Raw genomic sequence first — 22,540 nt, forward strand, 5'->3', positions numbered from 1 at the left:
GCCCGATTCGACCACGCCGGATTTAGTTGGAAACCATGCCTTCTGGCTGCCCGACGACAACGAAAGTCAGGTTTTCGGGATCATAGAGTTCACGCACGACACGGTTGATCTCCTCCAGAGTGATCGCGTTGACCAAATCATTGCGACCCGCGATGTAATCGGGACCGAGGCCCGTCATTTGCATGCCCACAAGAATATCCGCGATCGGCCCGTTGCCATCAAATCGCAGCGCATATGCACCAGTCAGGTAGGTCTTGGCTCTTTCCAGCTCTTCTTCACTGATGCCGGTATCCGCAAGTCGCGCCCATTGTGTTTTCACGACCTCGATAGCCTCGGCCACCGTGTTATTGCCCGAAGAAAACTGACCGGCCACCATTTGACCGAGGTCGAGCGAGGCGAGATAGGTGCCAATTCCATAGGTCAGGCCGCGTTTCTCGCGCACCTCATCCATCAACCGCGATTCCGCGCCGCCGCCAAAAATTTCGTTGGCGACATAGGCCGGAATATAATCGGGATCATCACGTTTGATCCCCGCGTGACCGAACAAGACCACCGATTGCGGCGTATCAAAGGGGACAACCTCAACACCACCCGACAAGGTCGGCTGCACCATGTTCGGCAAATCTGGCCCGCTCTGGGGCAATGCGCCCAACAGATCGTCGAGCAGGCTCGCCAGCGCTTCTGGCGTGATGTCACCCACGGCCCCGACATACATCCGGTCGCGCACAAACAGGCGCTCGTGCGCCGTGACCATATCTTCGCGCGTCAGACCGGTGACAGTTTCCAACGTGCCGTTTTGGGACGACCCGTAGGGATGATCCCCAAACGCTTTGGCGTAAAACGTGCTCCCCGCGATGCGACTCGGATCGGTGGCGTCAGAGCGGATGATCGACATGACCTGCCCCTTTACCCGGTCAACTGCGTCATTATCAAAGCGCGGAGTCTGGATCGCCGATTTGAGAAGTGCGATCGCCTCTGCACGGTTCTCGGTAAGGAATTTCGCAGAGATCGACACCGAGTCGACATAGGCATCAAAGGTGAAGCTCGCCGCGAGACTGTCGCGCGCATTGGCAAACGCACGGGCGTCCATATCGCCCGCGCCCTCTTCAATCAGCGCCATCATCAAATTGGTCTCGCCGCGTTTACCCGCGCGGTCCAAAGATGACCCGCCCGCAAACCGGATTTCCAGCGCGGTGAAGGGGATCGAATGTTCCTCAACCAACCACGCCTTGATCCCGCCGGGGCTCTCGATCTCCTGGACCTCGACGGCAGCAAAGGCGGGGAATGCGGTAAAAACCACGGTGAGGCATGTCGCGATAAACCGCATCATTCTTCTTGTCCTTCACTTGTGGGCATCAGCCAACCGGTCACCGCGCGCTTGCGATCAAACACGGTTCGCGCCGCCTCCATAACGTCATCGGGCGTTACCGCATCTAGGATATCGGGCCATGCCTCTATGTCCTCAATCGTCAAACCGACCGTCAATTCCTGCCCGACCTGACGCGCGAGGCTTTCGATATTGTCCTGCTCATAGATGCGTGCGGCGCGGATTTGGATTTTCAGACGCTCGAATTGCTCCATATCGACACCCTCTTCGAGGAAGGCCGCGATGGTATCATCAAGAGCGCTCTCCGCCTCCTCCAAGGAAACTTCGGGTTTGGGAACAATCACGAGGCCAAAGGTGGACGCGTCCAGCGATACGCTTTGATAAAACGCGTCGGCGTAAATCGCTATCGGGTCGTCAAAGGTCAGTTTGCGCCCGAGATAAGAGGTCGTTGAATTTCCACCAATCAGGGCGGCCAGAAATTCGAGCGCGGCTGCGTCTTCCTGATCTCCCGGATCACGCTCCTTCGCCAGATAGGTGCGCATCACATAGGGCTGCGCGACGCGTGGATCCTCAAACACCATCCGACGTTCGGACAACTGCGGCGGTTCAACGGGGCGGACCCGTTCGGGTAGGTTTTCAGAGGGCTCTATCGGGCCAAACCGAGCCTCGGCCAGTGCGAAGACTTCCTCGGGGACCACATCACCGGCCACAACAAGAATTGCGTTATTTGGCGCGTAGTAGCGGCGGTAAAATTCGAAGGCGTCGTCGCGATTGAGCTGTTCAATTTCGTGGCGCCACCCGATCACCGGCACCCCGTACGGGTGGTTGAGATATTGCGCGGCGAGGCGCTGTTCCTGAAAGAGCGCGGCAGGGTCGCTGTCGGTGCGCTGGCTGCGTTCCTCCAACACCACGTTGCGCTCGGTAACGACGTCGTCTTCGGTCATCTGCAGATCACGCATCCGGTCTGCTTCCATCGTCATCATCAGATCGAGCCGATCCGCGGCGACACGTTGGTAATAGGCGGTGTAATCCCAAGACGTGAACGCGTTATCCGACCCGCCGTTGCGCGTGACGGTTTCCGACAACTCACCTGCGGCGAGGTCATCGGTGCCTTTGAACATGAGATGTTCAAGAAAATGGGCGATGCCGCTTTTTCCCGCAGGCTCATCCGCCGCCCCGATCCGGTACCAAACCGTATTCACGACAACCGGCGCACGGTGATCTTCGAGAACGACCACCTCCATACCGTTATCGAGACGGTAGGTCGAAATATCGGATGCCAGCGCCGGAGCGCCCAGAAACAGCATCACAAATCCTAGAAACCGCGACATCAAAAACCCTTTCGTTCACGACATAGCTATAGTTGCCCCCGCAACGGGGAACGGCAAGGCGATTGACGGCGAAGTGATCGGTGCGGAGCGCTCAGGGAGCGGTGGGAACAGTGACGCCGAGCGCGCGCAGGCGCTCCCATTCCTGCCACGGGTCGAGCGCGAGACCACGATATGCGCGTTCATAGCGGTTTTTCGTCCATGGCCATTTGGGCAATGCCCGTCGCGCTTTTTGAAAACTTTCGTCCCGCGCGGCCAGATCGGCGCGGATTGTCGGGTCGACACCAAAGCGCGATGCGTAGGACACGATCCCGCCATCGGGCGCACCGGTCGCCTCACCTCGCCCGCCGAGCGCAATGATCGCGTCGGCTTTCGGGTTCGGATCGCTCAGATTCGCGCCACCCGGTGTGGGCGGGGGCAGCGCGGCAAAGCTTTCGGGAGCCTCCAGCGGTTTGGGCGGCACAATCGCGAACTCGTCGGGACCGGAGATCACAGCACCGGGCGTAAGGTCACGTTTGGGCGCGCAGGCCGCAAGACCCACGAACGCAAGAATGCCCACCAATCTTCCCAAGGCTTTGAGTTGCATCGTTTCCTTCCCCTGACGCAAACGCGCCGACCTATGTTTAGACGAAGGCACCCGCCGCGTCACGCCCGCTTTTTTCCGTCTCCGGTGAAAAGGATCAACCCGAAGGCTCCGGCAAAAATCGCGATGTCGGCGACGTTAAAGGAGTAGGGGTTGCGAATCCCGCAGCAGCTCATGCTCAGAAAGTCCGCAACCGCGCCATACAGCACCCGATCGAGCGCATTGCCGAGCGCGCCCCCCACCAACAATCCCGCGCTGATTGAGCCCAATCGGGAAAAGCCTTCACGCCGGACCCATGTCAGCACCCACGCAGAAACCGCCACCGCCAAAACCACCCAAACCCACCGCAACAGGGCCGCGTAATCGGAGAAGAGCCCGAAGTTCACGCCGGTGTTCCACGCCATGCGGAACACCAGAAAGGGAGGAAACACGTCAATCTCGCCGACCGAGCGCAGGTTGAAAGCATGCACCACGATCCACTTCGACGCTTGGTCGAGGATGAAAACCACGAAGGCGATGTAGATCGTGAGGCGCATCATCTTAGTGCCGGAAATGACGCATGCCGGTGAACACCATGGCCAGACCCGCTTCGTCCGCCGCTGCAATCACCTCTGCATCGCGCATCGAACCGCCCGGCTGAATCACACAGGTCGCCCCCGCAGCCGCCGCTTCGAGGAGTCCGTCGGGGAAAGGGAAGAACGCGTCGGAGGCCACGGCGGACCCTTTGGTGAGGGGTTCGGGGAGACCGAGAACGTCGGCCATCCGCTCTGCCTTTTTCGCGGCGATCAACGCACTATCCACGCGGCTCATCTGGCCCGCGCCGACGCCGACCGTGGCGTTGTCTTTCACATAGACGATGGCGTTGGATTTGACGTGCTTGCCCACTTTCCATGCGAACAGAAGGTCACGCATCTGCGCCTCGGTCGGTGCGATTTTTGTCACAACCTTCAGGTCATCCATACCGATGAAACCGGCATCCTTGTCCTGCACCAACAGCCCGCCGGCAACCTGGCGAACCGTCATCGACCGCTCGAGCACATCGGGCAAACCGTCCGTTGTCAAAAGGCGCAGGTTCTTCTTTTTGGCAAAGATATCCTTGGCCTCGTCCGATGCGCCGGGGGCGATAACGACCTCGGTGAAAATCTCGGAAATCGCCGCCGCGGTTTGTGCGTCGAGCGGTTGGTTGAGCGCGACAATGCCCCCGAAGGCGGAGGTGCGGTCGCAGTCAAACGCCTTTTGATAGGCCTCGATCAGGGTCGAACCCGTCGCAACCCCACAAGGGTTGGCGTGTTTGATGATTGCCACTGCCGCGCTTTCGGCGGGATCGAATTCCGCAACCAACTCGAACGCTGCGTCGGTGTCGTTGATGTTGTTGTAGCTGAGCTCTTTGCCCTGATGCTGGGCCGCGGTGGAAACACCGGGGCGGGCCGATCCATCGACGTAGAATGCCGCCGACTGATGCGGGTTTTCACCATAGCGCAGGGTCTGTTTGATCTGGCCTGCAACCACACGGCGACGCGGTGCGTTTTCGCCAATCGCGCCTGCCATCCAGTTGGACACAGCCGCGTCATAGGCACCGGTGCGCGCGTATGCGATCTGGGCCATCTTCTGGCGGAAGGCATAGGAGGTCTGCCCGTCGTTGGTTTCCAATTCGCCGATCAGGGCAACATAGTCTTCGACGTCCACGATGGTTGTCACGAACCCGTGGTTTTTCGCCGCCGCACGGATCATCGCCGGACCGCCGATGTCGATGTTCTCGATCATCTCGTCATAATCCGCGCCGCGCGCCAGAGCCGCCTCGAACGGATAGAGGTTCACCACCAGTAGATCGATTCCACCGATCCCGTGCTCATCCATCGCGGCGATGTGGTCTTTGTTGTCGCGCAGCGCCAACAGGCCGCCGTGCACATTCGGGTGCAGCGTCTTGACGCGACCATCCATCATTTCGGGAAAGCCCGTGACATCCGCAACGTCGCGCACCGCGAGGCCCGCATCACGAAGGGTCTTGGCAGACCCCCCCGTGGAAAGAAGTTCCACGCCGCGTGCGGCCAGAGCCTCACCAAGGGCCACAAGGCCGGTCTTGTCTGAAACGGAAAGGAGCGCGCGGCGAACGGGGGCTAGATCGGTCATGGATAATCCTCAGAGGTGCATCAACTCGGCGTCGCGTCATCCATCTCAAGGTCACGGAGCGTGGTCGGCGTCTCCTGTGCCTTGGCGAGTGACCAACGGACACGGGTCGCATAATCCATCGCGGTCGCGGATAAAACCACTTGCTTGGTCGCGCGGGGCTTCAATCGCCCCTTTTCGAGATAAACCGACCGCTCTAGCGACAATTTTGCGCGTCCGTCATGGCGAAACACCCAAATCTCGCCGGATTTTAGCGCCATCGAAACCGCTGCGCCGCCCATGTCCAATTCGGCATCGACATCGGGGTGCAGATGGAACCGGACCTGAAAAGGAACGCCGGACAAGTTCAGGCGATCCATGATCCGGTCGAATTTCGCCTCATCCGCGCGCGTGATGGTGGCGAGTGTTTCTTCACCCGTAATCCCGCGCCCGTCGAGGGACAGATCAACCTGGCGCACATGGGTGAGGCCATGGGTCGCCGTATAGCCGTTGTGGCCGGCAACAAATCCGGTGCCATCCTCGCTCTTGCGCAACTCCACGCGCACATCATCGGGCACATCGACCAGATATTCACGCAGGTGCCCGCCGATCACTTTGTTCGGGCCCAACCGCGACGATGAAAACCCTTCGAGGCAGAGCGTCGAATGCGACGGCGTTGCCCGCCCTGCACGTCGCCAGTCGGGGCCAAAGCTCGACCCCGCGCCACAGTTGACGATCAGGGGACGGCGACCGGAGGTCAGTTCGAAAGCGAGCGTTGAGGCATGCGCATTATAGGATTCGTCCATCGCAGGCGGCGGTGCGGCGTCAACGATCATCGTGGTTCGACCCGCGTGCAGACGTAGATACCCCATATGCAACCGATGCTCGGGCGGCGTTTTATTGCCCGATGTCGCGAGGGCGTGGTCCAGCCGCCCCTCGGCCCCGCGCCCGCCACCATGGAACCGCGCCAATCCGCCATCCGCATGGCGCAGCGCGCGCAGCGTTGGCGCGATCCGGTCAATCGCCGCCATCAGGTCGTTGTCCACCAAACGCCCGCTCTCGGACAGGGCAGATGTCGCCCATGTCAGCAGCGTGAAGACTTCGAGAAGCGCCTCGGGATTACGTGTCGGCAGCCCACCATCGGCATCGATTTTCCGACTGCATTCGAGCGCGAGCGCCGTGACCGCCGGTTCGACATGGCGCTCCATACCCTCCAGCGAGAGACCCGCATAGATGAGCCCCGTGAGTGCCTCAAATCGCGGCAAACCGGGGGCTGCGGTGTGCCATCTGCGGGAGAGGAAAATGGTCTGCTGCCCGAGCGATTCGAAGAAGGCATCGCTGGTCGCGCCGTCGACACCGGACAGGAAAAACAGCGCGTGATGTATCCACCGTATCAGGCGTCTTCCGGTCAGGTCGGGCGTCCATCCCGGACCGGAGCCACGCGCGTAATGTTGAATCCATTCGCGGGTCCATTCCTGCGCGCGATTGCGGGCCTTTACATCCGCAACCGCCGCCAGATCGTCGAGCCATGCAAACCCGTGCACCTCTTCGCGAAACGACGGGGACGGCGCATCGATTGACCAGATCGAGGTATCAGGGGCCTCAACGAGAGCACCGGCGAACAGGAAATTTCCGGCGATCAATTGGCGCCCCTTGGCGAAGCTACCGATCGATTTGGGTTCGGGTTGGGACACGAATCCGGTCGCAGGGCGTGCCCATGCGGCACGCCAGGCGTGAAAGCGGTTCATGCGGCGAATATATTTCGCGCGCCAGTCCTCGTGTTGCGACATTGTCGGCCTGCCTCACCCTGCCAGTTGGGCCGTTCTGCTTTTCGCCCAAAGATAGCGAGCGCGGCCCGCCCTGTCATCGCCGAATCCGGCGTCTCGCGCGAGTTCGCTTATTTGCGGCGCAAAACCGTGACAAAGAAACCGTCCATACCGCCAGCGTCGGCCCAGAAATCCGGTCGCGTGCGCAAACCCTCCGGCCCGATCCAATCGGCCTCAACGCCGGCAACACGGAGCGCGTCGAGGTCGACCTCAAGATCATCGTGCCGTTTGAGCGCGTCGCGCACCTGCTCTTCGCCCTCGTCGATCAGCAGGCTACAGGTGCAATAGACCAGCCGCCCACCGGGCGCGAGAAGGCCCAGCGCGCGATCGATCAGGTATTCCTGCAATTCGAAGAGCGCGGGAAAATCACCGCCGTCTTTGGCGTAGGGCAGATCAGGGTGGCGCCGGATCGTGCCGGTCGCCGTACAAGGCGCGTCCAGAAGAATGGCGTCAAACGGCCCACCTTCGAATTCGAGCGCATCGGCGCTCACCATTTCGGCCGACAGACCGCAACGGGTGAGGTTTTGCGCGACGCGCTCCAGACGTGAAGGCGAAATATCGAGCGCTGTGACGTCGGCCCCTGCGGCCGCGAGTTGCATAGTTTTCCCACCCGGCGCGGCGCACATGTCGAGAACGCGAAGGCCCGGGGTCGGCGCGAGGATGCGCGCGGGCAAAGCGGCGGCGGCATCCTGCACCCACCAATCGCCTTCAACGAAACCGGGTAAGGTCGTCACCTGCCCCGCCTCGGCAAGTCGCACCGATCCGGTCGGCAGGATCGTGCCGCCGACCGCCTCGGCCACGGCCGCTGTATCCGTCTTTGCCGACAGATCAAGCGGCGCGCCGCGTGCATGCGCGGCCTCTATCGCGAGAACCGTCTGTTTGCCGAAATCCGCGATCAGCGGTTTGCGCAGCCATTTGGGCATCATCGGCGCGGGCAGACCATCCCATTTGTCGACGCTTTCGGACACCTTGCGCAGGACGGCGTTGACCAGCCCTTTGAAATGCGCAGATTTGGGGCGTTCCTGCATCAGGGCAACATAGGCGTTGACCACACCATGCGCGGGCGCCTTTTCCACACAGAGTTCGAAAACCCCCAACCGCAGCGCGTTCATCACATGGGGCGCGGGGAGTTTCGACAGATGCGGGCCCAACATGCGGTCACATCGGTCGAGTTGGCGCAGGGCATCGCTCACCAAACGCTGCGCGCGGGCGCGATCGGGCGGCGAGAGCGCGTCGGTCTTTTTCGACAGGACTTCGGACAGGAGCCGCTTTTCGACGGTCACAGCATCCATAAGGGCGAGCGCGGCACGGCGCGCTTCAAGCCCCGCGACATTGGGCGAACTTGTTTTCATGACCATGTCGCGTATATCAGAACCAACAACCGGACAAGGACATCCCGATGACCGACGCCCCCAACGACCCGACCACGCCCGAGATTTCCGACGCTGCAAAACGTGCGTTGGCCGAGGCTGACGAACGCCGCGCCGCGCGCGAAAAGGCATTGAAAGAGATGCCTGTGGAACTTGGCGGTCGCGATGGCCTCGAACCCGTGCGCTATGGCGACTGGGAGAAAAAAGGCCTAGCCATTGATTTCTAGGGGCGCGCCCTAAAGACCGAGCACATCCATCATATCGTATTCGCCCGGCCTCTTGCCCTGACCCCATAGAGCGGCTTTTAGAGCGCCCTTGGCAAACAGGGATCTGTCCGATGCAACGTGGCGCAGGATGATACGCTCGCCCTCGCCTGCAAACAACACGTCGTGTTCGCCGATGATATCGCCGCCGCGGATCGCGGTGAAACCGATGTCGCCTTTTTTGCGCGCGCCCGTGATCCCGTCGCGACCGGAATCGCGCACGTCGTTCAGGGACACCCCCCGCCCTTCTGCCGCCGCCTCACCGAGCATCAGCGCGGTGCCCGATGGCGCGTCGACTTTGCGGTTGTGGTGGGCCTCGATCACTTCGATGTCGTAGTCATCGTCCAATGCGGCGGCGACCATTTTCGTCAGCTTGGTCAACAGGTTCACCCCGAGCGACATGTTCCCCGCGCGAATGATGGTCGCGTGATGGGCCGCATGTGACAGCTCATGGAGATCGTCGTCCGTCATGCCGGTGGTGCCGATGACATGCACGCAACGGGCCTGTGCTGCGAGTGCTGCGAAGGCCAGAGTAGCCTTGGGGGCGGTGAAATCGATCACGGCCTGCGCCTTGGCAAATGCCTCCAGCGCATCGTCGCTCACGTGCACGCCGATCGCCGTGCCACCCATAGCCTCGCCGATGTCGCGACCGACCCAGTCATGGCCTTCCCGTTCGACCACACCGACGAGTTTGCATTTCTCTGACGCCATGACCGTTTTGATCAACATTTGGCCCATCCGTCCGGATGCGCCTGTAATCACGATTCCCGGAAGCTCGGTCATCTGCGGTCTCCTATCATTGCCGCCCCAAATTAGCTGCGCGAGGTTTAGCCCGCGACGCGTGATTTGGCAAAGCCTGCCTTGCACGATGGCCCAAAGGCGACTATCTCGCCCTTTATGGCAAGACATTCCCATTCCGGCGGACCCAGCGGTTCGCATCGCACCCTCCGCGTGGGTGAAGCAATTCGTCGACGGTTGTCGGAGTTGCTGACACGTGGAGAAATCCATGATCCTGACCTGACGTCCATGACGATCACGGTCGGCGAAGTCCGCATTACGCCCGATCTGCGCACGGCGACGGCCTATGTGCTGCCGCTTGGTGGCAAAGACGCGGAAGCCGCGCTTGAGGCGCTGCGCCGCAACAAGGGCGAGATTCGCCATCAGGTCGGCAAGGCGCTCGGGATCAAACACACGCCCGATCTGCGTTTTGCGATCGACGACACCTTTGACCGGATGGACGCCACGCGGCGCCTGTTCGACGACGAAAGGGTCCAGCGTGACATTGCCTCCGATGACACCAGCGACGGCGACGGTGACGCCTAAATGGCGCGGCGCAAGAAGGGTCGCGATGTCCACGGATGGATTGTCGTGGACAAACCCGCAGGGCCGACATCAACCGCTGTCGTCAACAAGGTAAAATGGGCCTTTAACGCCAATAAAGCCGGGCATGCAGGCACGCTCGACCCCGAGGCGACGGGCGTTCTGGCCATTGCGCTGGGTGAGGCGACAAAGACAATTCCCTATATCTCGGATGCGCTGAAGGCCTATCGGTTCAGCGTGCGGTTTGGTCAGGCGACCAATACCGACGACGCCGAGGGCACCGTCATCCATCAAAGCGATGCGCGCCCGAGCGACGCGGCGATCCTCGAGGCGCTCAAGCCGTTTCGCGGCGACATCATGCAAGTGCCGCCCAAGTTTTCTGCGGTGAAAGTCGATGGTCAGCGGGCCTACAAACTGGCCCGCGAGGACGACGATTTCGAATTGAGCGCGCGGCCCCTCTATGTCGATGAAATCGAGCTGTTCGACCGTCCCGATGCGGATCATTGCGTGATCGATATGGTCTGCGGAAAAGGCGGCTATGTACGCTCAATCGCGCGCGATCTCGGTGAGGCACTGGGGTGTTATGGGCATGTTGAATGGCTCCGTCGCACGTGGTCGGGCCCATGGGATGCCGAGGATGGCGTGACGCTGGCCACTGTGGACGAACTGGCGCGCACAGAGGCGCTCGATGACCTTCTGCGGCCCGTCGACGAAGGACTGGGTGATCTGCCCGAACTGCGCGCCACGGCTGATGGCGCGGTGAAATTGCGCAACGGCAATCCCGGTCAGGTGTTTCCCGGCGATGCGGAATATGGCGACGAGGTTTGGGTGTCAGACAACGGGCAACCCGTGGCAATTGGTGTTTTCCGCTCCGGTGAAGTGCATCCGTCGCGGGTCTTCAATCTCTAGCGCGCGGCCGCGACACCCCTGCCACTTGCGGCATAGACCTCGACGAGGCACATAGGCTTTCATGATTACGCGCACGCATATCAAAGGGGACGCGCCCTCGACGGCCGTCTATTCGGACTGCGAAAAATACCGCTATTCCTTGATGCGGACGTGGGACGATGCAGGGCCAAAGGCACTCTTTATGATGCTGAATCCATCGACGGCGACGGAGGTGCAGAACGACCCAACGGTCGAGCGCTGCGAGCGGCGTGCACGCGCGCTGGGGTTCGGGGCGTTTTGTGTGACGAATATCTTCGCCTGGCGCGATACCGACCCTCGGAAAATGCGAGCAGCACTTGATCCGGTCGGGCCGGAGAATGATGCGACGCTGCTCGAGTTTGCGGGATGGGCGGACAGGGTGATTTGTGCGTGGGGCACGCATGGGGCGCATCTCGATCGCGGCATGGCGGTGGAGCGGCTTTTGCGGGGGCGTGGATTGCCACTCTATCATCTGGGACTGTCAAAGGCGGGCCATCCAAAGCATCCGCTCTATATCGCCTACGAACAGCAGCCCCAGATTTGGGAGTAAGCGGGCGGCCTAGGCGGTTGCCCGTTCCACGATCACGTCGCTGACGCCAACATCCGGCGCGCCCTGCAGGAACGCGACCACTTCCCCATTGATGGAGACCAAGGTGGACAGGCCATCCTCGGACTGCGCCACGCTGACGTCGAGCGGGTAATCGGCCGCCTGACCATCGTCGACGGTGAGGCGCAGATTATCCTCGCCAGGCTGAAAATCCGTTATAGATGCGCGGCTTGTGGGATCGGCATTGTCGATTTTGATCCAGAAATCGTCTGAACCGTCGCCCCCTGTGGCCGTGTCATCATCGTCCATCAACAGCACATCATCCGCTGCGCCACCGATCAGTTGATCGGCCCCTTCGCCGCCGTCGAGCACGTATGTGGAGCCGGTATCGTGGCCTGCGTGGAGCGTGTCATTGCCGGCACCGCCGGCGAGAATGGCCGAGCCGTCGCCGCCGTAGATCACGTCATTGCCCGCGCCTGCGTCCACGTGGGCCGCATCATCGCCGGTGGCGATTGTGTCATTGCCCGCGCCGCCGGTAACCTGGTTCAGCGTGCCCTCGGTCGTGATGGTGAATTCGTCGCCGGATTGGGTCACAGTGGCGTCTGTTCCGCCCTGAAATGGATCGTTGGCGAGAACCAATGTTTCGCCGTCCTCGCCCAGTTGATGGGTAACTGTCGCGCCTGTCGCGGCGCCCACGACGGGGTCGTCGTCGACCTCTGGTGACAGGGGCATATCGGTGACCTCGCCGATCGGGCCGGGGTTTGTCGCGGCCTCGACGTCGTTGGTGGACAGAAGGGTGTCGGTGAAATTGCCCATGGGTCCGCGCTCCGACGGGGCGTCGGGGTCATTGGGCGTGATGGTCAATTCGTCGGCGTATTCGGCGAGGCTATAAAGGGTCTCGTCACCGGATTGGGGATCAACCACCGAGAGGGTGATGTCATCCTCCGGCAGTGCATCGTGACCAATGAAAGACACTGAAAACGCAGAATTTTCCGAGTCAAACGCGAGGGTCGTGCCCATCGGTTCGCCGGTTTCATTGATCAGCGGCGTGACCGAGAAAATCCCCGTTTCCTGCGCGTCCAGAGAGAGCGTGAGGTGGTCATCACCGGCCTCGAAATCGGCCAGTGTGGTGTGCCCGCTGCCCGCTGCGACGAGGAAATCGTCACCGAGTTCTGTGCCGGTCAGCAGCGTGTCGGGATCACTGTCAGCGAAATCCATGACGGTTTCGTCGAGGAGGTCATCTATCTCGACAGGATCGGTGGCGACAAAGGCGTCGGTGATCATGTCTCTGGAAAAAGGCATCGGGTCGCCAGCGGTGTCGGGGGCTGCGTCGTCCGCGGAAACGTCACCTTCATCAAGGTCGTCTTCGCCAAAGGAAAACATTCCGGGCAACAAGCCCAATAACGCCAATGCCCACAACATATTGTTACCCTTTAAAATCTTGCGCTATCATTAGCACCAAAAGCCGCAGAGGCGAAGAAAATTCTGCGGAAAAATCAACATAAACCATTGTTAACAATAGTTAATTTTCGGATTTCCGGCATTTTTCGCACTTCCGGACAGACCGAATTCGTGTAAGGACAGGCCAAAAATGGACCCTAAAGATAGCGAATTATCGAATGATATCCGCAAGTTAACCGAAGAGCTCCACCGGCTGTCCAGCCACCGGTTCGTGCGGATTCATAATTCCACGCGCCGGTTAATGATGTATCAATTTTTGCGCGGATTGGCCTTTGGTTTCGGCTCTGTTGCCGGGGCTACAATCGTGGTTTCGATTGTTGGATTTGTGCTCAACCAGATGGAAGTGGTGCCGATTATCGGGGAATGGGCCAAACAACTGGCCGCCGATATCATGAGCAACACGCAGCGCGTCGAGACCGGCCAATAGGGCGAAAACGCTTTTCTTTTTGCGAGAATCTCCGTATACGCGCCCGATCTTGCACCTGTGGTGGAAGATTTCTCTCCAAGGGCCTTGCTGGACGACATCCCGGCTCGTGCCATTTACTCTAATCTCAAAGGAGACCCCGATGTCGATTACTGTAGAAGAAAAAGCACGCGTAATCAAAGAGTTCGGCACCAAAGAAGGTGACACAGGCTCGCCCGAAGTTCAGGTTGCGATCCTGTCCTCGCGCATCGCGACGCTTACCGAGCACTTCAAAACGCACAAAAAAGACAACCACGGTCGTCGTGGTCTTTTGATGATGGTTGCACAGCGTCGTAAGCTGCTCGACTTCCTCAAAAACAAAGACGAAGCCCGCTACCAGTCGCTCATCGAGCGCCTCGGCCTGCGTCGCTAAGACGGCTTTGGTCGGGCCTTTCGGGGCCCACCCGAGAATACGGACGCCCGCAGCCATTTTGGCGCGGGCGTTTCGTGTTTTAACGACTTTGTGGCGCGTGTTTGTCATGTTTTACAAACCGGCCATCCCCCCGTTTTACATGTTTTACAGGTTTTAAAGCGGCTATCGCGCGCGGTCCTTGGCGCGGATCAGGGCCGCGATGCGGGTCGCGATGGCGTGCGAGCCTTTGCGCGAGGGATGCACCATGTCGAGGGAGTGGAAGCTGGTGTCTTTATGGGGCACCAGATCGTGGATCGGCAGGAAGTAGACGCCTTTGTCCTGCGCGGCCATGGCCGAGAGGCGGCGTTCGAGTTCGTCGCCCTGTGGCGCGCAGATGTCGATGGCGGAGTTGACGCCGGGGCTGCGCAGATAGCCGACGTAAACGACGCGCGCGCCGGTTTTACGGATATTTCGCACCAGTTTGGGGATATCGCCGCGCTGTCCTTTGGGACCGATCATCCGCGCGATGCGGTTGTCACAGGCGCGACACCCGCAGCCGAAGACCAGATCATTGCCCCCGCCGTTCACCACCACCCAGTCCCAGTCGCGTTCTGGCGCGGCGCCGTATTGGGCGGAGATGCGCAGCGGCGGGATCGGGCTGACGATGCGGGCGCCTGCGATGGCGGCGTTTTGCACCGGTTCGTCGAGAAGGCGCGCGAGGGCGTGGGGGACCGAGGCGGCCCCGACGCTATGCCATGACATCATGGAATCGCCGATGGCCAGAATTTTGGGGGCGCGGGAGGTGTCATCCGATGCCGCGGCCATCGCGGGCAAAACGAGCAAAAGGATGAGGAAGCGGCGCAGGATCCACGTCGGGATCAAATGGGCAGGAAGGGGCAATGAAACCTCGTATCTGTCGTTACCATTGGACCACGCACGACCCCTGCCCCGTCATGGGACATCGAATCGCGCGGGCACCCCTCGCCACGAACCCCTTTTACAAGAGATCGGATTTCATGTAAGGCCCGTTCCATCTGTGACGTGACGCAAGGACCCCGGCGTTGTGAATTAGGATGACAGGGGTCGGCGGAAATGGGTCCGCCATGAAAACGGGAGACGCGGGAAGGCCCGCGAGTGCTCCCATACAGGAAACGATAGATGTTCAAAGAAGTTAAAAAATCAATCCAGTGGGGCGAAGAAGAGCTCACACTGGAAACGGGTAAAGTTGCCCGTCAGGCCGATGGCACAGTGATTGCCACACTCGGCGAAACCTCGGTGATGGCGAACGTCACCTTTGCGAAATCGCAAAAAGAAGGTCAGGATTTCTTTCCCCTGACCGTCCACTACCAGGAAAAATACTACGCAGCCGGCAAGATCCCCGGTGGTTTTTTCAAGCGTGAAGCGCGTCCGACCGAGAAAGAGACGCTGACCGCCCGCCTGATCGACCGTCCGATCCGTCCGCTGTTCGTGCCCGGTTTCAAAAACGAAGTGCTCGTCATGTGCACCGTTTTGTCCCACGACCTCGTCAACGATCCCGATGTTGTCGCGATGATCGCAGCCTCCGCGGCTCTGACCATTTCGGGCGCACCGTTCCGTGGTCCGATTGCCTGCGCACGCGTTGGCTATGAAGACGGCGCCTACACGTTGAACCCGACCTGTGATGACATGCACAAGCTGCGTGAGAACCCAGATCAGCGTCTCGACCTCGTTGTCGCGGGCACCAAAGACGCGGTGATGATGGTTGAATCGGAGGCCTATGAGCTGTCCGAGGAAGAAATGCTCGGCGCTGTGAACTTTGCCCATGAGCAGATCCAGCCCGTCATCGACCTGATCATCGATCTGGCCGAAGAAGCTGCCAAAGAGCCGTTTGAATTTGTGGCTCCTGACTATTCGGACCTGTTCGCGGCTGTTTCCAAGCTCGGCGAAGGCGCGATGCGCGAGGCTTATGCGATCACCGACAAGCAGGCCCGTGTTGCGGCTGTTTCTGCGGCGAAGGAAGCCATCAAGGCGGGTCTGAGCGAAGAGCAGTTGGCCGACGAGAACCTCGGTTCCGCTCTCAAGAAGCTCGAATCCTCCGTCCTGCGTGGCACGGTTGTGAAAGAGGGCAAGCGGATCGACGGTCGTGCGCTGGATGAGGTTCGTGACATCGTTTGCGAAACCGGTTTCCTGCCTCGCACGCACGGTTCGGCTCTGTTCACCCGTGGTGAAACACAGGGCCTCGTTGTGACCACACTGGGCACCGGCGATGACGAGCAGATGATCGACGCGCTGACCGGCACCTATAAGTCGAACTTCCTGCTGCACTACAACTTCCCTCCCTATTCGGTTGGTGAAGTCGGTCGTGTGTCTGGCCCGGGTCGTCGTGAAATCGGTCACGGTAAACTCGCATGGCGTGCGCTTCAGGCGGTTCTGCCTGCGCCCACCGATTTCCCCTACACGCTGCGCGTTGTGTCGGAAATCACCGAGTCCAACGGGTCCTCTTCGATGGCTTCCGTTTGTGGTGGTTCGCTGTCGATGATGGATGCCGGTGTGCCGCTCAAGGCGCCTGTTGCCGGTGTGGCGATGGGTCTGATCCTCGAAGACGATGGCGAATTCGCGATCCTGACGGATATTCTTGGCGACGAGGATCACCTCGGCGACATGGACTTCAAAGTGGCAGGGACCGAGAACGGCATCACGTCGTTGCAGATGGACATCAAGGTTGCAGGCATCACGCCCGAGATCATGAAGAAAGCTCTGTCGCAGGCGAAAGCCGGTCGTCTCCACATCCTTGGCGAGATGTCCAAGGCGCTGACCTCTGCGTCGGAATTCTCGGTGCACGCGCCGAAAATCGAGACCATGCAGATCGCAACGGACAAAATCCGTGAAGTGATCGGGTCGGGCGGTAAGGTGATCCGCGAGATCGTCGAAACCTCCGGTGCCAAGGTCGACATCAACGACGATGGTGTGATCAAGATCGCCTCTTCGGACGCAGACGCCATCAAGCGCGCCTACGACATGATCTATTCGATCGTGGCCGAGCCTGAGGAGAACAAGATCTACAAAGGTAAGGTCGTGAAGGTTGTCGATTTCGGTGCCTTCGTGAACTTCTTTGGCAAGCGTGACGGTCTCGTCCACGTGTCCCAGATCGAAAACCGTCGTCTGAACCATCCGTCGGATGTTCTCAAAGAAGGTCAGGAAGTTTACGTGAAACTTCTCGGCTTTGACGATCGCGGCAAGGTCCGTTTGGCCATGAAGATGGTCGATCAGGAAACTGGCGAAGAGATCACGGAAGAGACTGCCGAATAATCCGGCTCTCTCTTTTGAAGATTAGGAAAAGCCCCGCCATTTGGTGGGGCTTTTTCGTTGGCGGTCTCAGCCGTATCGGCGGTCCGTGTAGGTGCGGTATCGGGTGCGCAGGGCGCGCATCTTCTGGCTGAGGTCGCGCCCGCGCAGGGAGGCGATGGTGGTGTCAAAGACCCCCTCTTCACACAGCCCCATACCAAGCTCGGAGACATCGAGGCGGTAGGTTTTTCCGCTGCGCGACTGCACCATATAGGACAGCGTGCCGTGTTGCGGTTCGGGGCCGTTTTTGGCGGTGTAGTAGAAGGCGATGTGTTTGAGGCCGCTGAGCGCGTCGCCCCGCTCCAGCAGCAGATGCGCGACCAGCACGGGGTCATGGCGCTGCGCGTGTTGGAGCAGAGCGTTGATATCCGACATCTTTGCGGTGCCTGCGGTGAGGGATTTATCAAATGCGGGGGTCTTTTGGCTGCGCTGGAAGGCTTCGTAGCCGGTGTCGGTCCGGATGCCATCCATAGAGGCGATGTTGGTTTTCAGCGCGTAGATGCGCGAGGCGTGCGCGGGGGCGCTGTCGGGGCGGGGAACGGCATTCACGCGGCTCACAAAGACGGGTTTGTCGCGGATACGCATGCCCGACACCGTCGCCTGAAAATGGCCGAGGTCCGTGTCGGAGAGGCTTTGCACGAGGGGGTCGAGATAGGCGCCGAGTTTGTAGTCGTGAAAGCCCGGGAGGGTTGACGGGAGGGCGCGGCGATGCTGCTCCACCTCATCGGCCGAGGTGGCCACGACGTTCAGATCGGTGCGAATCCAGTTGGCTGTTTTCACGTAGAAATCGAATTCGCCCTTTTGGAGGTCATAGAGTTTGCGGTTCAGTTCGGTGAGGTCGTCGAGATAGGCCGGGTCGTCAAACAGGGCTTTGTGCGGCGCCGGTCCCGACAGTTTTCTGAACGTCTCGAAAATCGTGAGCATGGGTGTATTGCCGGTGTCGCGCAGGACCCGCGCGATGTTGTCATAGCGCGATGTGTCGAAGTCGCTATTGGCCAGAAACTGCGCATGCCCGCCATTGAGCACGCCACCGTAGTAGTCCAAGGCGCAGGAGATGTCGAAAACACCGTCAGGCAGGTCCTGAGGGCGCACAAAATCCTCATCGCTGTAGCGATCCCAGAATTCGGCCACGTCGGAAACGAGGTCGTAGCTGTCAGGGTGGTCCAGCGTGGTTCGGGAGATATACAGCGGGGTGTTTTTGGGCTTTTTCTTAAATAACGACAGCATCTCTACATGCCCCTGCGTGATCCATACCTTTGCGCGAAAGAGGATAGCGAGGCAATGAGACCGCATTAGGGCAGCGTTTATGTACCCCTACATGCGGCTGGTTTCGCGCAGCACCGTTTCAGGCCGTTGCGCACTATGGGCGTGAAGGGTGTCGATGTCGCAGCCTGCGTGAAGGTGTCTGGCGAGCGTGACGGGGTCCGTGCCATCATTTTTTCATGCCGCGGTTGAAAATTTTCCAAAGCACCCAGATGATTAGCACTACAAAAATAAGTCCTGGCAACCCAATGTTGTTCAGCAAGCTTGTTTCCTCCAGTCGGTTTCAGTCGGCAACAAGACCTTACCAAAATAGATTCGAGATGCGAGGCGATAAACAAGTCGACCAGTGATTGTCTATGACCGGATGGCGGCTTTGTTGACGCTGCGCTGCTAGAGTTTCAGTTGGCGAGCGAAAGTGATCGCCACTAATAGATGTCGGACAGAGGTGGACTTGGATTGAACCGCGGCACAGACGGAGCTGATCTCACCTCGTTCATCAAGTCCCAATAGATTGATTTTATCAGTGGGTCGGAGAGCCCATTCGGGTATTTGTATCTGTACATTTGCGCTCCACTCATAACCTTTGTGGGTTCAAAAGACCGTTTAAACTCCGGAGAGAGATAGTCGTAAATACCCCAGCGAATTTCATTTAGATGCCACGCAATTTGCGATGCAGATGCAAAAACAACATTTTCTCGAAACCACTCAATAAAATCGGGAAGTACAAGGTAAACTTCACCGTCGTCAATAACCTTTCCATTATCGTGAAGGATTCTTTTAACAAGCTTGACCATTCGATCGAGCCTCAAAAAGCCGTGTTTTGTAGCATTTCCACAAACCTTGAGGTAGTCTTTTCGATTAACTCGAAGCGTCCCAGTCCATTTAATTGAGGGGAAATATACATTCTTAAAAACCGCGTCTCCACCCAACCAATTAGAAAACGATTTTATAGCATCTTTAAGTGGCAAGCAGTTCTCACCAAGTTTTGGGTTTTCAACTACTTGGCTTAGATACGCGACGTGAGTGTCCTTCATACCTCCTTCGGCGCTTGGCTTCTTAAGGTCGAATGTTCCATCCCTAGGATGCGCTAGCAAGTCCGATAGTAATACCAAGAATAAGTCCCTCGCCTCATTAGAGGTGAACCGATCCAAATGCGTGGCCAGTGGGTCGCGATACTTAACAAAATGGCCATAGTGCACCATTGACCCGATTAGCTCCCAAACGGCCGCAAGCACGATGATTTCTTGATCCAAATTTGAGTACTTGCCATCAGTCATGCGACCAAGGTACGGCACAGACTTCGAGACACCAAGTTCACATATGTGTCCGCTTTAGGCTGTTAGCGGACATTGGCACCAGATTGACGGCCGATGGAAAACTCCCGCATTCCAGACCTACAAAAACGGGATTTCTAGCGCTGCGCGTTGATGAGGGATTTTGTGGGTTCGTTGCGCGGGATTGTCCGTTTGTGGACAGGAGGGCGGCTTTCCCCTAGGTTAATTCCATTCGGATCTCTCGGCATATTGGCTGGATGAAGATGGATAGGCGCATGTTCACAAAATATATCGTTACGGGCGCTTTTCTGGGTGTTGCGGGCGGGGGCTATTATTGGCTCAACGCGCCGCGCGATCAGAGCCACCTCAGCCTTGACCTGATGCTCGACAAGCTTGACGAGCTCTCCCGCAAGCCTCTGGAGACGTCGGGAAGTTGGGATGCATCGCGGACGTTTCATCATTTGGCGCAATCGGTCGAGTTTTCGATGACCGGCTATCCGCAGCCAAAGCCTGCGGTGTTTCAGAAGACGGTCGGCAAGCTGGCGTATAAGGTTTTTAATGCGCGGGGCGCCATGTCACATGGTCTGGACGAGGTGATCCCCGGTGAGGTCGTCACCGATGATGGCCAGACGCAAGAGGCGCTCATTCGGTTGAAGACGGCTCTGATGACATTCAGGGAATACGGGTCGGATATGAAGCCCCATTTCGCCTATGGTCGGCTGAGTAAGGACGACTATTCGATTGCCCATGTCCTGCACATCAACAACCACCTCGAAGAGTTTCGACTGACCTGAGGGGCGCGGTCAGGTGAAGCCGGCCAGCTTTTGCCAGAAGTCGAAGTTCCAGTAAATCTGGCCCTCGAACGAGGTGTATTGAGACTGCGCGTCTCTGGTGCCTTCGTAGTGGAAGACGTGGTCGGGAACGTCCCAGGTCAGGGGGGTGCCTGCGTCTTTGTGGCGGGGCGCCATGATTTGATAGGTGCGCATCGCGCCGGTGGCGGGTTTGAGGTCCGCGGTGGCAAAGCTGTTGGCCTGCCAGCGCTCCACGATGGTGTTGCACATTTTCCAAGACGCCTGATGCGCGCTATCCCCCAGCTCCTGCCACGTGGGGGTGGTCATGAAGCTGTGCCCTTCGGTGCCGAAAATCTGGCAGGCGGTGCCAAAGTCGCAGTCCGGCTGGTTCACGATCCACAAAAGCGGTGAGGGGTCGTAGTCGTAGTGCCATGACATCGCGATTTTGTGCCAGGTGTCGGGGTTTTGTTCTTTCAGCCAGCTCTGGATTTGATCGTGTGGTATATCCAGTTTGCCTTCGGTTTCCCAGAGTTGGAATTGTCGTCCGATATCCATGGCATATGTCCCCAAAGCCTGTCCGCGCGCAGATCGTTGTCGAATGAAGGCCCGTGGGTTTCGCAGGGCCTTCGTTTTCGCCACAGAGTTAACACGGCAAGTTTGACGAAAATATGCCCGCTGCGGTGGCGTGTGGTTTTGGTAAGGTGCGATCGGGGGGGATTGGTCGGCGGTGTCGCAGGGTGGGCGGCGGTTATAGGTGACTGGACAGGTCGGTATGGACGCCAGCCAACCATTGTCTCCTAACTTGGGCCAAACGTTTTTTCAGGGGCGCATTGTGTTCAGATTTGATGGTTCGCGGACAAACTATCTAAAAATTGGGACTAAAGTTTGTTTTCGTGATAGCAAGGCTAGAGGCGGTATTCAGCTGTCTAAGAGTTGTCTTTTTGGGGGGAAGCTAAAAATGTTTAACAAATTTGGAAAACGCACGCTCGCAGGTGCATTATTTGCCATCATGGCAACGTCGGGCGCGCACGCCGCGACTTATATGCAGGACTTTGACGGATTCGCGGACGGCACCACCAACCTCGGGGACGGGTCTTATTTTGGGGGCGCTGCCTCAGTTCAGGGTGGGCAGCTGCGTTTGACCCAAAATGGCGCGTACGGGCAGCACTCTACCTTCTGGATCGGACCACTTTCAGGATCGTCGGCTGGTTGGTCCGCATCGTTCGACTACTCGATCTCATCAGATCAAGGCGGCTACGTCGGCATACCCGCAGACGGCTTTTCCTTTAACTATGGGGCGATCGGCGCTGGTCAGCCTTCAACACAAGGTGAGGAAGGCTATCCCACTGTGACGCCAAATCTGTCGTTCGAAATGGATACGTGGCAGAATGGCACCACCGAAGTTGGACCTGCCATCGCAGTCAATAATACTGATGTTGCTGGTGGATTCATTAACGGTGATATCCTCGCGGCAAACAGCTCAATTTTCGGTCGTATTTCGATCTCTGTCGCTGCTGATGGAACGGTTTCCTTCGTTTCAACCGGTGCCCTCACGAACGCCAATTTCGTGGACCTGGCGACTGGGTTTACTCTGGATGACGACCTTAGTTTCGCGTTTGCTGCGCGGACAGGTGCTGCAACCCAGACTGTGCTGATTGATAACCTGAAGGTCAGTACCTTGGCCCCGGTTCCGTTGCCTGCGGCACTGCCGCTCTTGGGTGGCGGCGTGTTGCTTATGGGGTTTGTCGGGCGCCGTCGGAAACGCGTGTCCTAAAACACCCTTCTTGAATGGAAGACGCGGCGGCCCAAATGCGGGTCGCCGTTTTTATGTGCTGTGCTGGCAAGATTGGGGCTGCGCTTGGGCCTGATTGCCAACGTCACCCACGGATCATATTGGGCGGTTGTAATGCCGCCATTGAGACGCCGGAACACGCACCCGCGCGAAGGTTCCCTGTGGCGGGCTGCTTGGCGGCGGGTTGATCGCGAGATGAATGGTGGGTCTGGGCCGAGGGGCC

At 59.0% G+C, this 22,540-nt stretch carries 22 protein-coding genes; 9 read left to right on the forward strand and 13 right to left on the reverse strand.

The window, feature by feature from the left end; all coding sequences use genetic code 11:
• Positions 1–22: 22 nt before the first annotated feature.
• From ABD815_RS02300 to ABD815_RS02330, 7 genes are all read right to left on the reverse strand, one after another.
• The gene (locus ABD815_RS02300; RefSeq protein ID WP_344842916.1) at positions 23–1,330 is read right to left on the reverse strand and encodes a M16 family metallopeptidase; all 1,308 of its coding nucleotides are present in this window, start codon (positions 1,328–1,330) and stop codon (positions 23–25) included.
• Positions 1,327–2,658 carry a M16 family metallopeptidase gene (locus ABD815_RS02305; RefSeq protein ID WP_344842919.1) on the reverse strand — a complete coding sequence of 444 codons (1,332 nt, stop codon included), beginning with the start codon at positions 2,656–2,658 and terminating at the stop codon, positions 1,327–1,329. Before ABD815_RS02305 ends, ABD815_RS02300 begins: the two co-directional genes overlap by 4 nt.
• 91 nt (positions 2,659–2,749) lie before the next feature.
• Complete coding sequence (locus tag ABD815_RS02310; RefSeq protein ID WP_344842922.1) at positions 2,750–3,241, reverse strand: DUF3035 domain-containing protein; 492 nt, start codon at positions 3,239–3,241, stop codon at positions 2,750–2,752.
• 59 nt (positions 3,242–3,300) lie between these two features.
• Positions 3,301–3,774: a signal peptidase II gene (lspA, locus tag ABD815_RS02315; protein ID WP_344844239.1), complete on the reverse strand. Its 474-nt coding sequence runs from the start codon at positions 3,772–3,774 to the stop codon at positions 3,301–3,303.
• A 4-nt stretch (positions 3,775–3,778) separates the two neighbouring features.
• Positions 3,779–5,368, reverse strand: a complete 1,590-nt coding sequence (purH, locus tag ABD815_RS02320) for a bifunctional phosphoribosylaminoimidazolecarboxamide formyltransferase/IMP cyclohydrolase (RefSeq protein ID WP_344842925.1) — start codon at positions 5,366–5,368, stop codon at positions 3,779–3,781.
• Positions 5,369–5,388: 20 nt separating this feature from the next.
• Positions 5,389–7,134, reverse strand: a complete 1,746-nt coding sequence (locus ABD815_RS02325; protein ID WP_344842928.1) for a heparinase II/III family protein — start codon at positions 7,132–7,134, stop codon at positions 5,389–5,391.
• A gap of 107 nt (positions 7,135–7,241) precedes the next feature.
• Complete coding sequence (locus ABD815_RS02330) at positions 7,242–8,522, reverse strand: RsmB/NOP family class I SAM-dependent RNA methyltransferase (protein ID WP_344842931.1); 1,281 nt, start codon at positions 8,520–8,522, stop codon at positions 7,242–7,244.
• A 47-nt stretch (positions 8,523–8,569) separates the two neighbouring features.
• Between ABD815_RS02330 and ABD815_RS02335 the strand changes: the two genes are divergently transcribed.
• A complete protein-coding gene (locus ABD815_RS02335; RefSeq protein ID WP_344842934.1) occupies positions 8,570–8,767 on the forward strand; it encodes a DUF1674 domain-containing protein in 198 nt (65 codons plus the stop codon).
• Positions 8,768–8,776: 9 nt separating this feature from the next.
• On the opposite strand, the gene dapB is transcribed toward ABD815_RS02335, so the two are convergent.
• Complete coding sequence (gene dapB / locus ABD815_RS02340; protein ID WP_344842937.1) at positions 8,777–9,586, reverse strand: 4-hydroxy-tetrahydrodipicolinate reductase; 810 nt, start codon at positions 9,584–9,586, stop codon at positions 8,777–8,779.
• 114 nt (positions 9,587–9,700) lie between these two features.
• Here dapB and rbfA point away from each other — a divergent pair, with 114 nt between their 5' ends.
• From rbfA to ABD815_RS02355, 3 genes are all read left to right on the forward strand, one after another.
• Positions 9,701–10,126, forward strand: coding sequence for a 30S ribosome-binding factor RbfA (rbfA, locus tag ABD815_RS02345; RefSeq protein WP_344842939.1), 426 nt, complete (start codon positions 9,701–9,703; stop codon positions 10,124–10,126).
• On the forward strand, positions 10,127–11,032 hold the full coding sequence (gene truB, locus ABD815_RS02350) for a tRNA pseudouridine(55) synthase TruB (protein ID WP_344842942.1): 906 nt from the start codon (positions 10,127–10,129) through the stop codon (positions 11,030–11,032). It begins immediately after the preceding gene.
• 61 nt (positions 11,033–11,093) lie between these two features.
• The gene (locus tag ABD815_RS02355; RefSeq protein WP_344842945.1) at positions 11,094–11,600 is read left to right on the forward strand and encodes a DUF1643 domain-containing protein; all 507 of its coding nucleotides are present in this window, start codon (positions 11,094–11,096) and stop codon (positions 11,598–11,600) included.
• Positions 11,601–11,609: 9 nt separating this feature from the next.
• Here ABD815_RS02355 and ABD815_RS02360 read toward each other — a convergent pair whose 3' ends face one another.
• Positions 11,610–13,019 carry a calcium-binding protein gene (locus ABD815_RS02360; protein WP_344842948.1) on the reverse strand — a complete coding sequence of 470 codons (1,410 nt, stop codon included), beginning with the start codon at positions 13,017–13,019 and terminating at the stop codon, positions 11,610–11,612.
• Between the two features lie 169 nt (positions 13,020–13,188).
• Between ABD815_RS02360 and ABD815_RS02365 the strand changes: the two genes are divergently transcribed.
• Together ABD815_RS02365 and rpsO are read left to right on the forward strand one after the other, a co-directional pair.
• Positions 13,189–13,485 (forward strand): DUF5665 domain-containing protein, encoded by a 297-nt coding sequence (locus ABD815_RS02365; RefSeq protein ID WP_344842951.1) that lies wholly within the window; start codon positions 13,189–13,191, stop codon positions 13,483–13,485.
• 139 nt (positions 13,486–13,624) lie between these two features.
• Entirely contained in the window at positions 13,625–13,894 is a 270-nt protein-coding gene (rpsO, locus tag ABD815_RS02370; protein WP_344842954.1) for a 30S ribosomal protein S15, read from the forward strand.
• A gap of 162 nt (positions 13,895–14,056) precedes the next feature.
• Here rpsO and ABD815_RS02375 read toward each other — a convergent pair whose 3' ends face one another.
• Complete coding sequence (locus ABD815_RS02375) at positions 14,057–14,773, reverse strand: SGNH/GDSL hydrolase family protein (RefSeq protein WP_344842956.1); 717 nt, start codon at positions 14,771–14,773, stop codon at positions 14,057–14,059.
• Positions 14,774–15,031: 258 nt separating this feature from the next.
• On the opposite strand from ABD815_RS02375, the gene pnp reads away from it, so the two are divergent.
• On the forward strand, positions 15,032–17,161 hold the full coding sequence (pnp, locus tag ABD815_RS02380) for a polyribonucleotide nucleotidyltransferase (RefSeq protein ID WP_344842959.1): 2,130 nt from the start codon (positions 15,032–15,034) through the stop codon (positions 17,159–17,161).
• Positions 17,162–17,227: 66 nt separating this feature from the next.
• Here the strand turns inward: pnp and ABD815_RS02385 are convergent, their stop codons facing one another.
• Together ABD815_RS02385 and ABD815_RS02390 are read right to left on the reverse strand one after the other, a co-directional pair.
• Entirely contained in the window at positions 17,228–18,424 is a 1,197-nt protein-coding gene (locus ABD815_RS02385; RefSeq protein WP_344842962.1) for a DMP19 family protein, read from the reverse strand.
• A gap of 461 nt (positions 18,425–18,885) precedes the next feature.
• Positions 18,886–19,572, reverse strand: a complete 687-nt coding sequence (locus ABD815_RS02390) for a hypothetical protein (protein ID WP_344842965.1) — start codon at positions 19,570–19,572, stop codon at positions 18,886–18,888.
• Between the two features lie 437 nt (positions 19,573–20,009).
• On the opposite strand from ABD815_RS02390, the gene ABD815_RS02395 reads away from it, so the two are divergent.
• Entirely contained in the window at positions 20,010–20,528 is a 519-nt protein-coding gene (locus ABD815_RS02395) for a DUF1569 domain-containing protein (RefSeq protein ID WP_344842967.1), read from the forward strand.
• Between the two features lie 9 nt (positions 20,529–20,537).
• Here ABD815_RS02395 and ABD815_RS02400 read toward each other — a convergent pair whose 3' ends face one another.
• Positions 20,538–21,080, reverse strand: a complete 543-nt coding sequence (locus ABD815_RS02400) for a DUF4274 domain-containing protein (protein ID WP_344842970.1) — start codon at positions 21,078–21,080, stop codon at positions 20,538–20,540.
• Positions 21,081–21,483: 403 nt separating this feature from the next.
• Between ABD815_RS02400 and ABD815_RS02405 the strand changes: the two genes are divergently transcribed.
• Entirely contained in the window at positions 21,484–22,299 is an 816-nt protein-coding gene (locus tag ABD815_RS02405) for an L-type lectin family protein (RefSeq protein WP_344842973.1), read from the forward strand.
• Positions 22,300–22,540 lie beyond the last annotated feature (241 nt).

This window comes from Celeribacter arenosi, assembly GCF_039539485.1.
Classification (GTDB): domain Bacteria; phylum Pseudomonadota; class Alphaproteobacteria; order Rhodobacterales; family Rhodobacteraceae; genus Celeribacter; species Celeribacter arenosi.

Excerpts from the sequence above, each read along its gene's own strand:
- ABD815_RS02395 (WP_344842967.1), top strand. The coding sequence starts at position 20,010 with ATGTTCACAAAATATATCGTTACGGGCGCTTTTCTGGGTGTTGCGGGC.
- ABD815_RS02400 (WP_344842970.1), bottom strand. The coding sequence starts at position 21,080 with ATGGATATCGGACGACAATTCCAACTCTGGGAAACCGAAGGCAAACTG.
- ABD815_RS02305 (WP_344842919.1), bottom strand. The coding sequence starts at position 2,658 with ATGTCGCGGTTTCTAGGATTTGTGATGCTGTTTCTGGGCGCTCCGGCG.
- ABD815_RS02325 (WP_344842928.1), bottom strand. The coding sequence starts at position 7,134 with ATGTCGCAACACGAGGACTGGCGCGCGAAATATATTCGCCGCATGAAC.
- purH (WP_344842925.1), bottom strand. The coding sequence starts at position 5,368 with ATGACCGATCTAGCCCCCGTTCGCCGCGCGCTCCTTTCCGTTTCAGAC.
- dapB (WP_344842937.1), bottom strand. The coding sequence starts at position 9,586 with ATGACCGAGCTTCCGGGAATCGTGATTACAGGCGCATCCGGACGGATG.
- ABD815_RS02330 (WP_344842931.1), bottom strand. The coding sequence starts at position 8,522 with ATGAAAACAAGTTCGCCCAATGTCGCGGGGCTTGAAGCGCGCCGTGCC.
- rpsO (WP_344842954.1), top strand. The coding sequence starts at position 13,625 with ATGTCGATTACTGTAGAAGAAAAAGCACGCGTAATCAAAGAGTTCGGC.
- pnp (WP_344842959.1), top strand. The coding sequence starts at position 15,032 with ATGTTCAAAGAAGTTAAAAAATCAATCCAGTGGGGCGAAGAAGAGCTC.
- ABD815_RS02310 (WP_344842922.1), bottom strand. The coding sequence starts at position 3,241 with ATGCAACTCAAAGCCTTGGGAAGATTGGTGGGCATTCTTGCGTTCGTG.
- ABD815_RS02335 (WP_344842934.1), top strand. The coding sequence starts at position 8,570 with ATGACCGACGCCCCCAACGACCCGACCACGCCCGAGATTTCCGACGCT.
- lspA (WP_344844239.1), bottom strand. The coding sequence starts at position 3,774 with ATGCGCCTCACGATCTACATCGCCTTCGTGGTTTTCATCCTCGACCAA.
- rbfA (WP_344842939.1), top strand. The coding sequence starts at position 9,701 with ATGGCAAGACATTCCCATTCCGGCGGACCCAGCGGTTCGCATCGCACC.
- ABD815_RS02405 (WP_344842973.1), top strand. The coding sequence starts at position 21,484 with ATGTTTAACAAATTTGGAAAACGCACGCTCGCAGGTGCATTATTTGCC.
- ABD815_RS02365 (WP_344842951.1), top strand. The coding sequence starts at position 13,189 with ATGGACCCTAAAGATAGCGAATTATCGAATGATATCCGCAAGTTAACC.
- ABD815_RS02360 (WP_344842948.1), bottom strand. The coding sequence starts at position 13,019 with ATGTTGTGGGCATTGGCGTTATTGGGCTTGTTGCCCGGAATGTTTTCC.
- ABD815_RS02300 (WP_344842916.1), bottom strand. The coding sequence starts at position 1,330 with ATGATGCGGTTTATCGCGACATGCCTCACCGTGGTTTTTACCGCATTC.
- ABD815_RS02385 (WP_344842962.1), bottom strand. The coding sequence starts at position 18,424 with ATGCTGTCGTTATTTAAGAAAAAGCCCAAAAACACCCCGCTGTATATC.
- truB (WP_344842942.1), top strand. The coding sequence starts at position 10,127 with ATGGCGCGGCGCAAGAAGGGTCGCGATGTCCACGGATGGATTGTCGTG.
- ABD815_RS02355 (WP_344842945.1), top strand. The coding sequence starts at position 11,094 with ATGATTACGCGCACGCATATCAAAGGGGACGCGCCCTCGACGGCCGTC.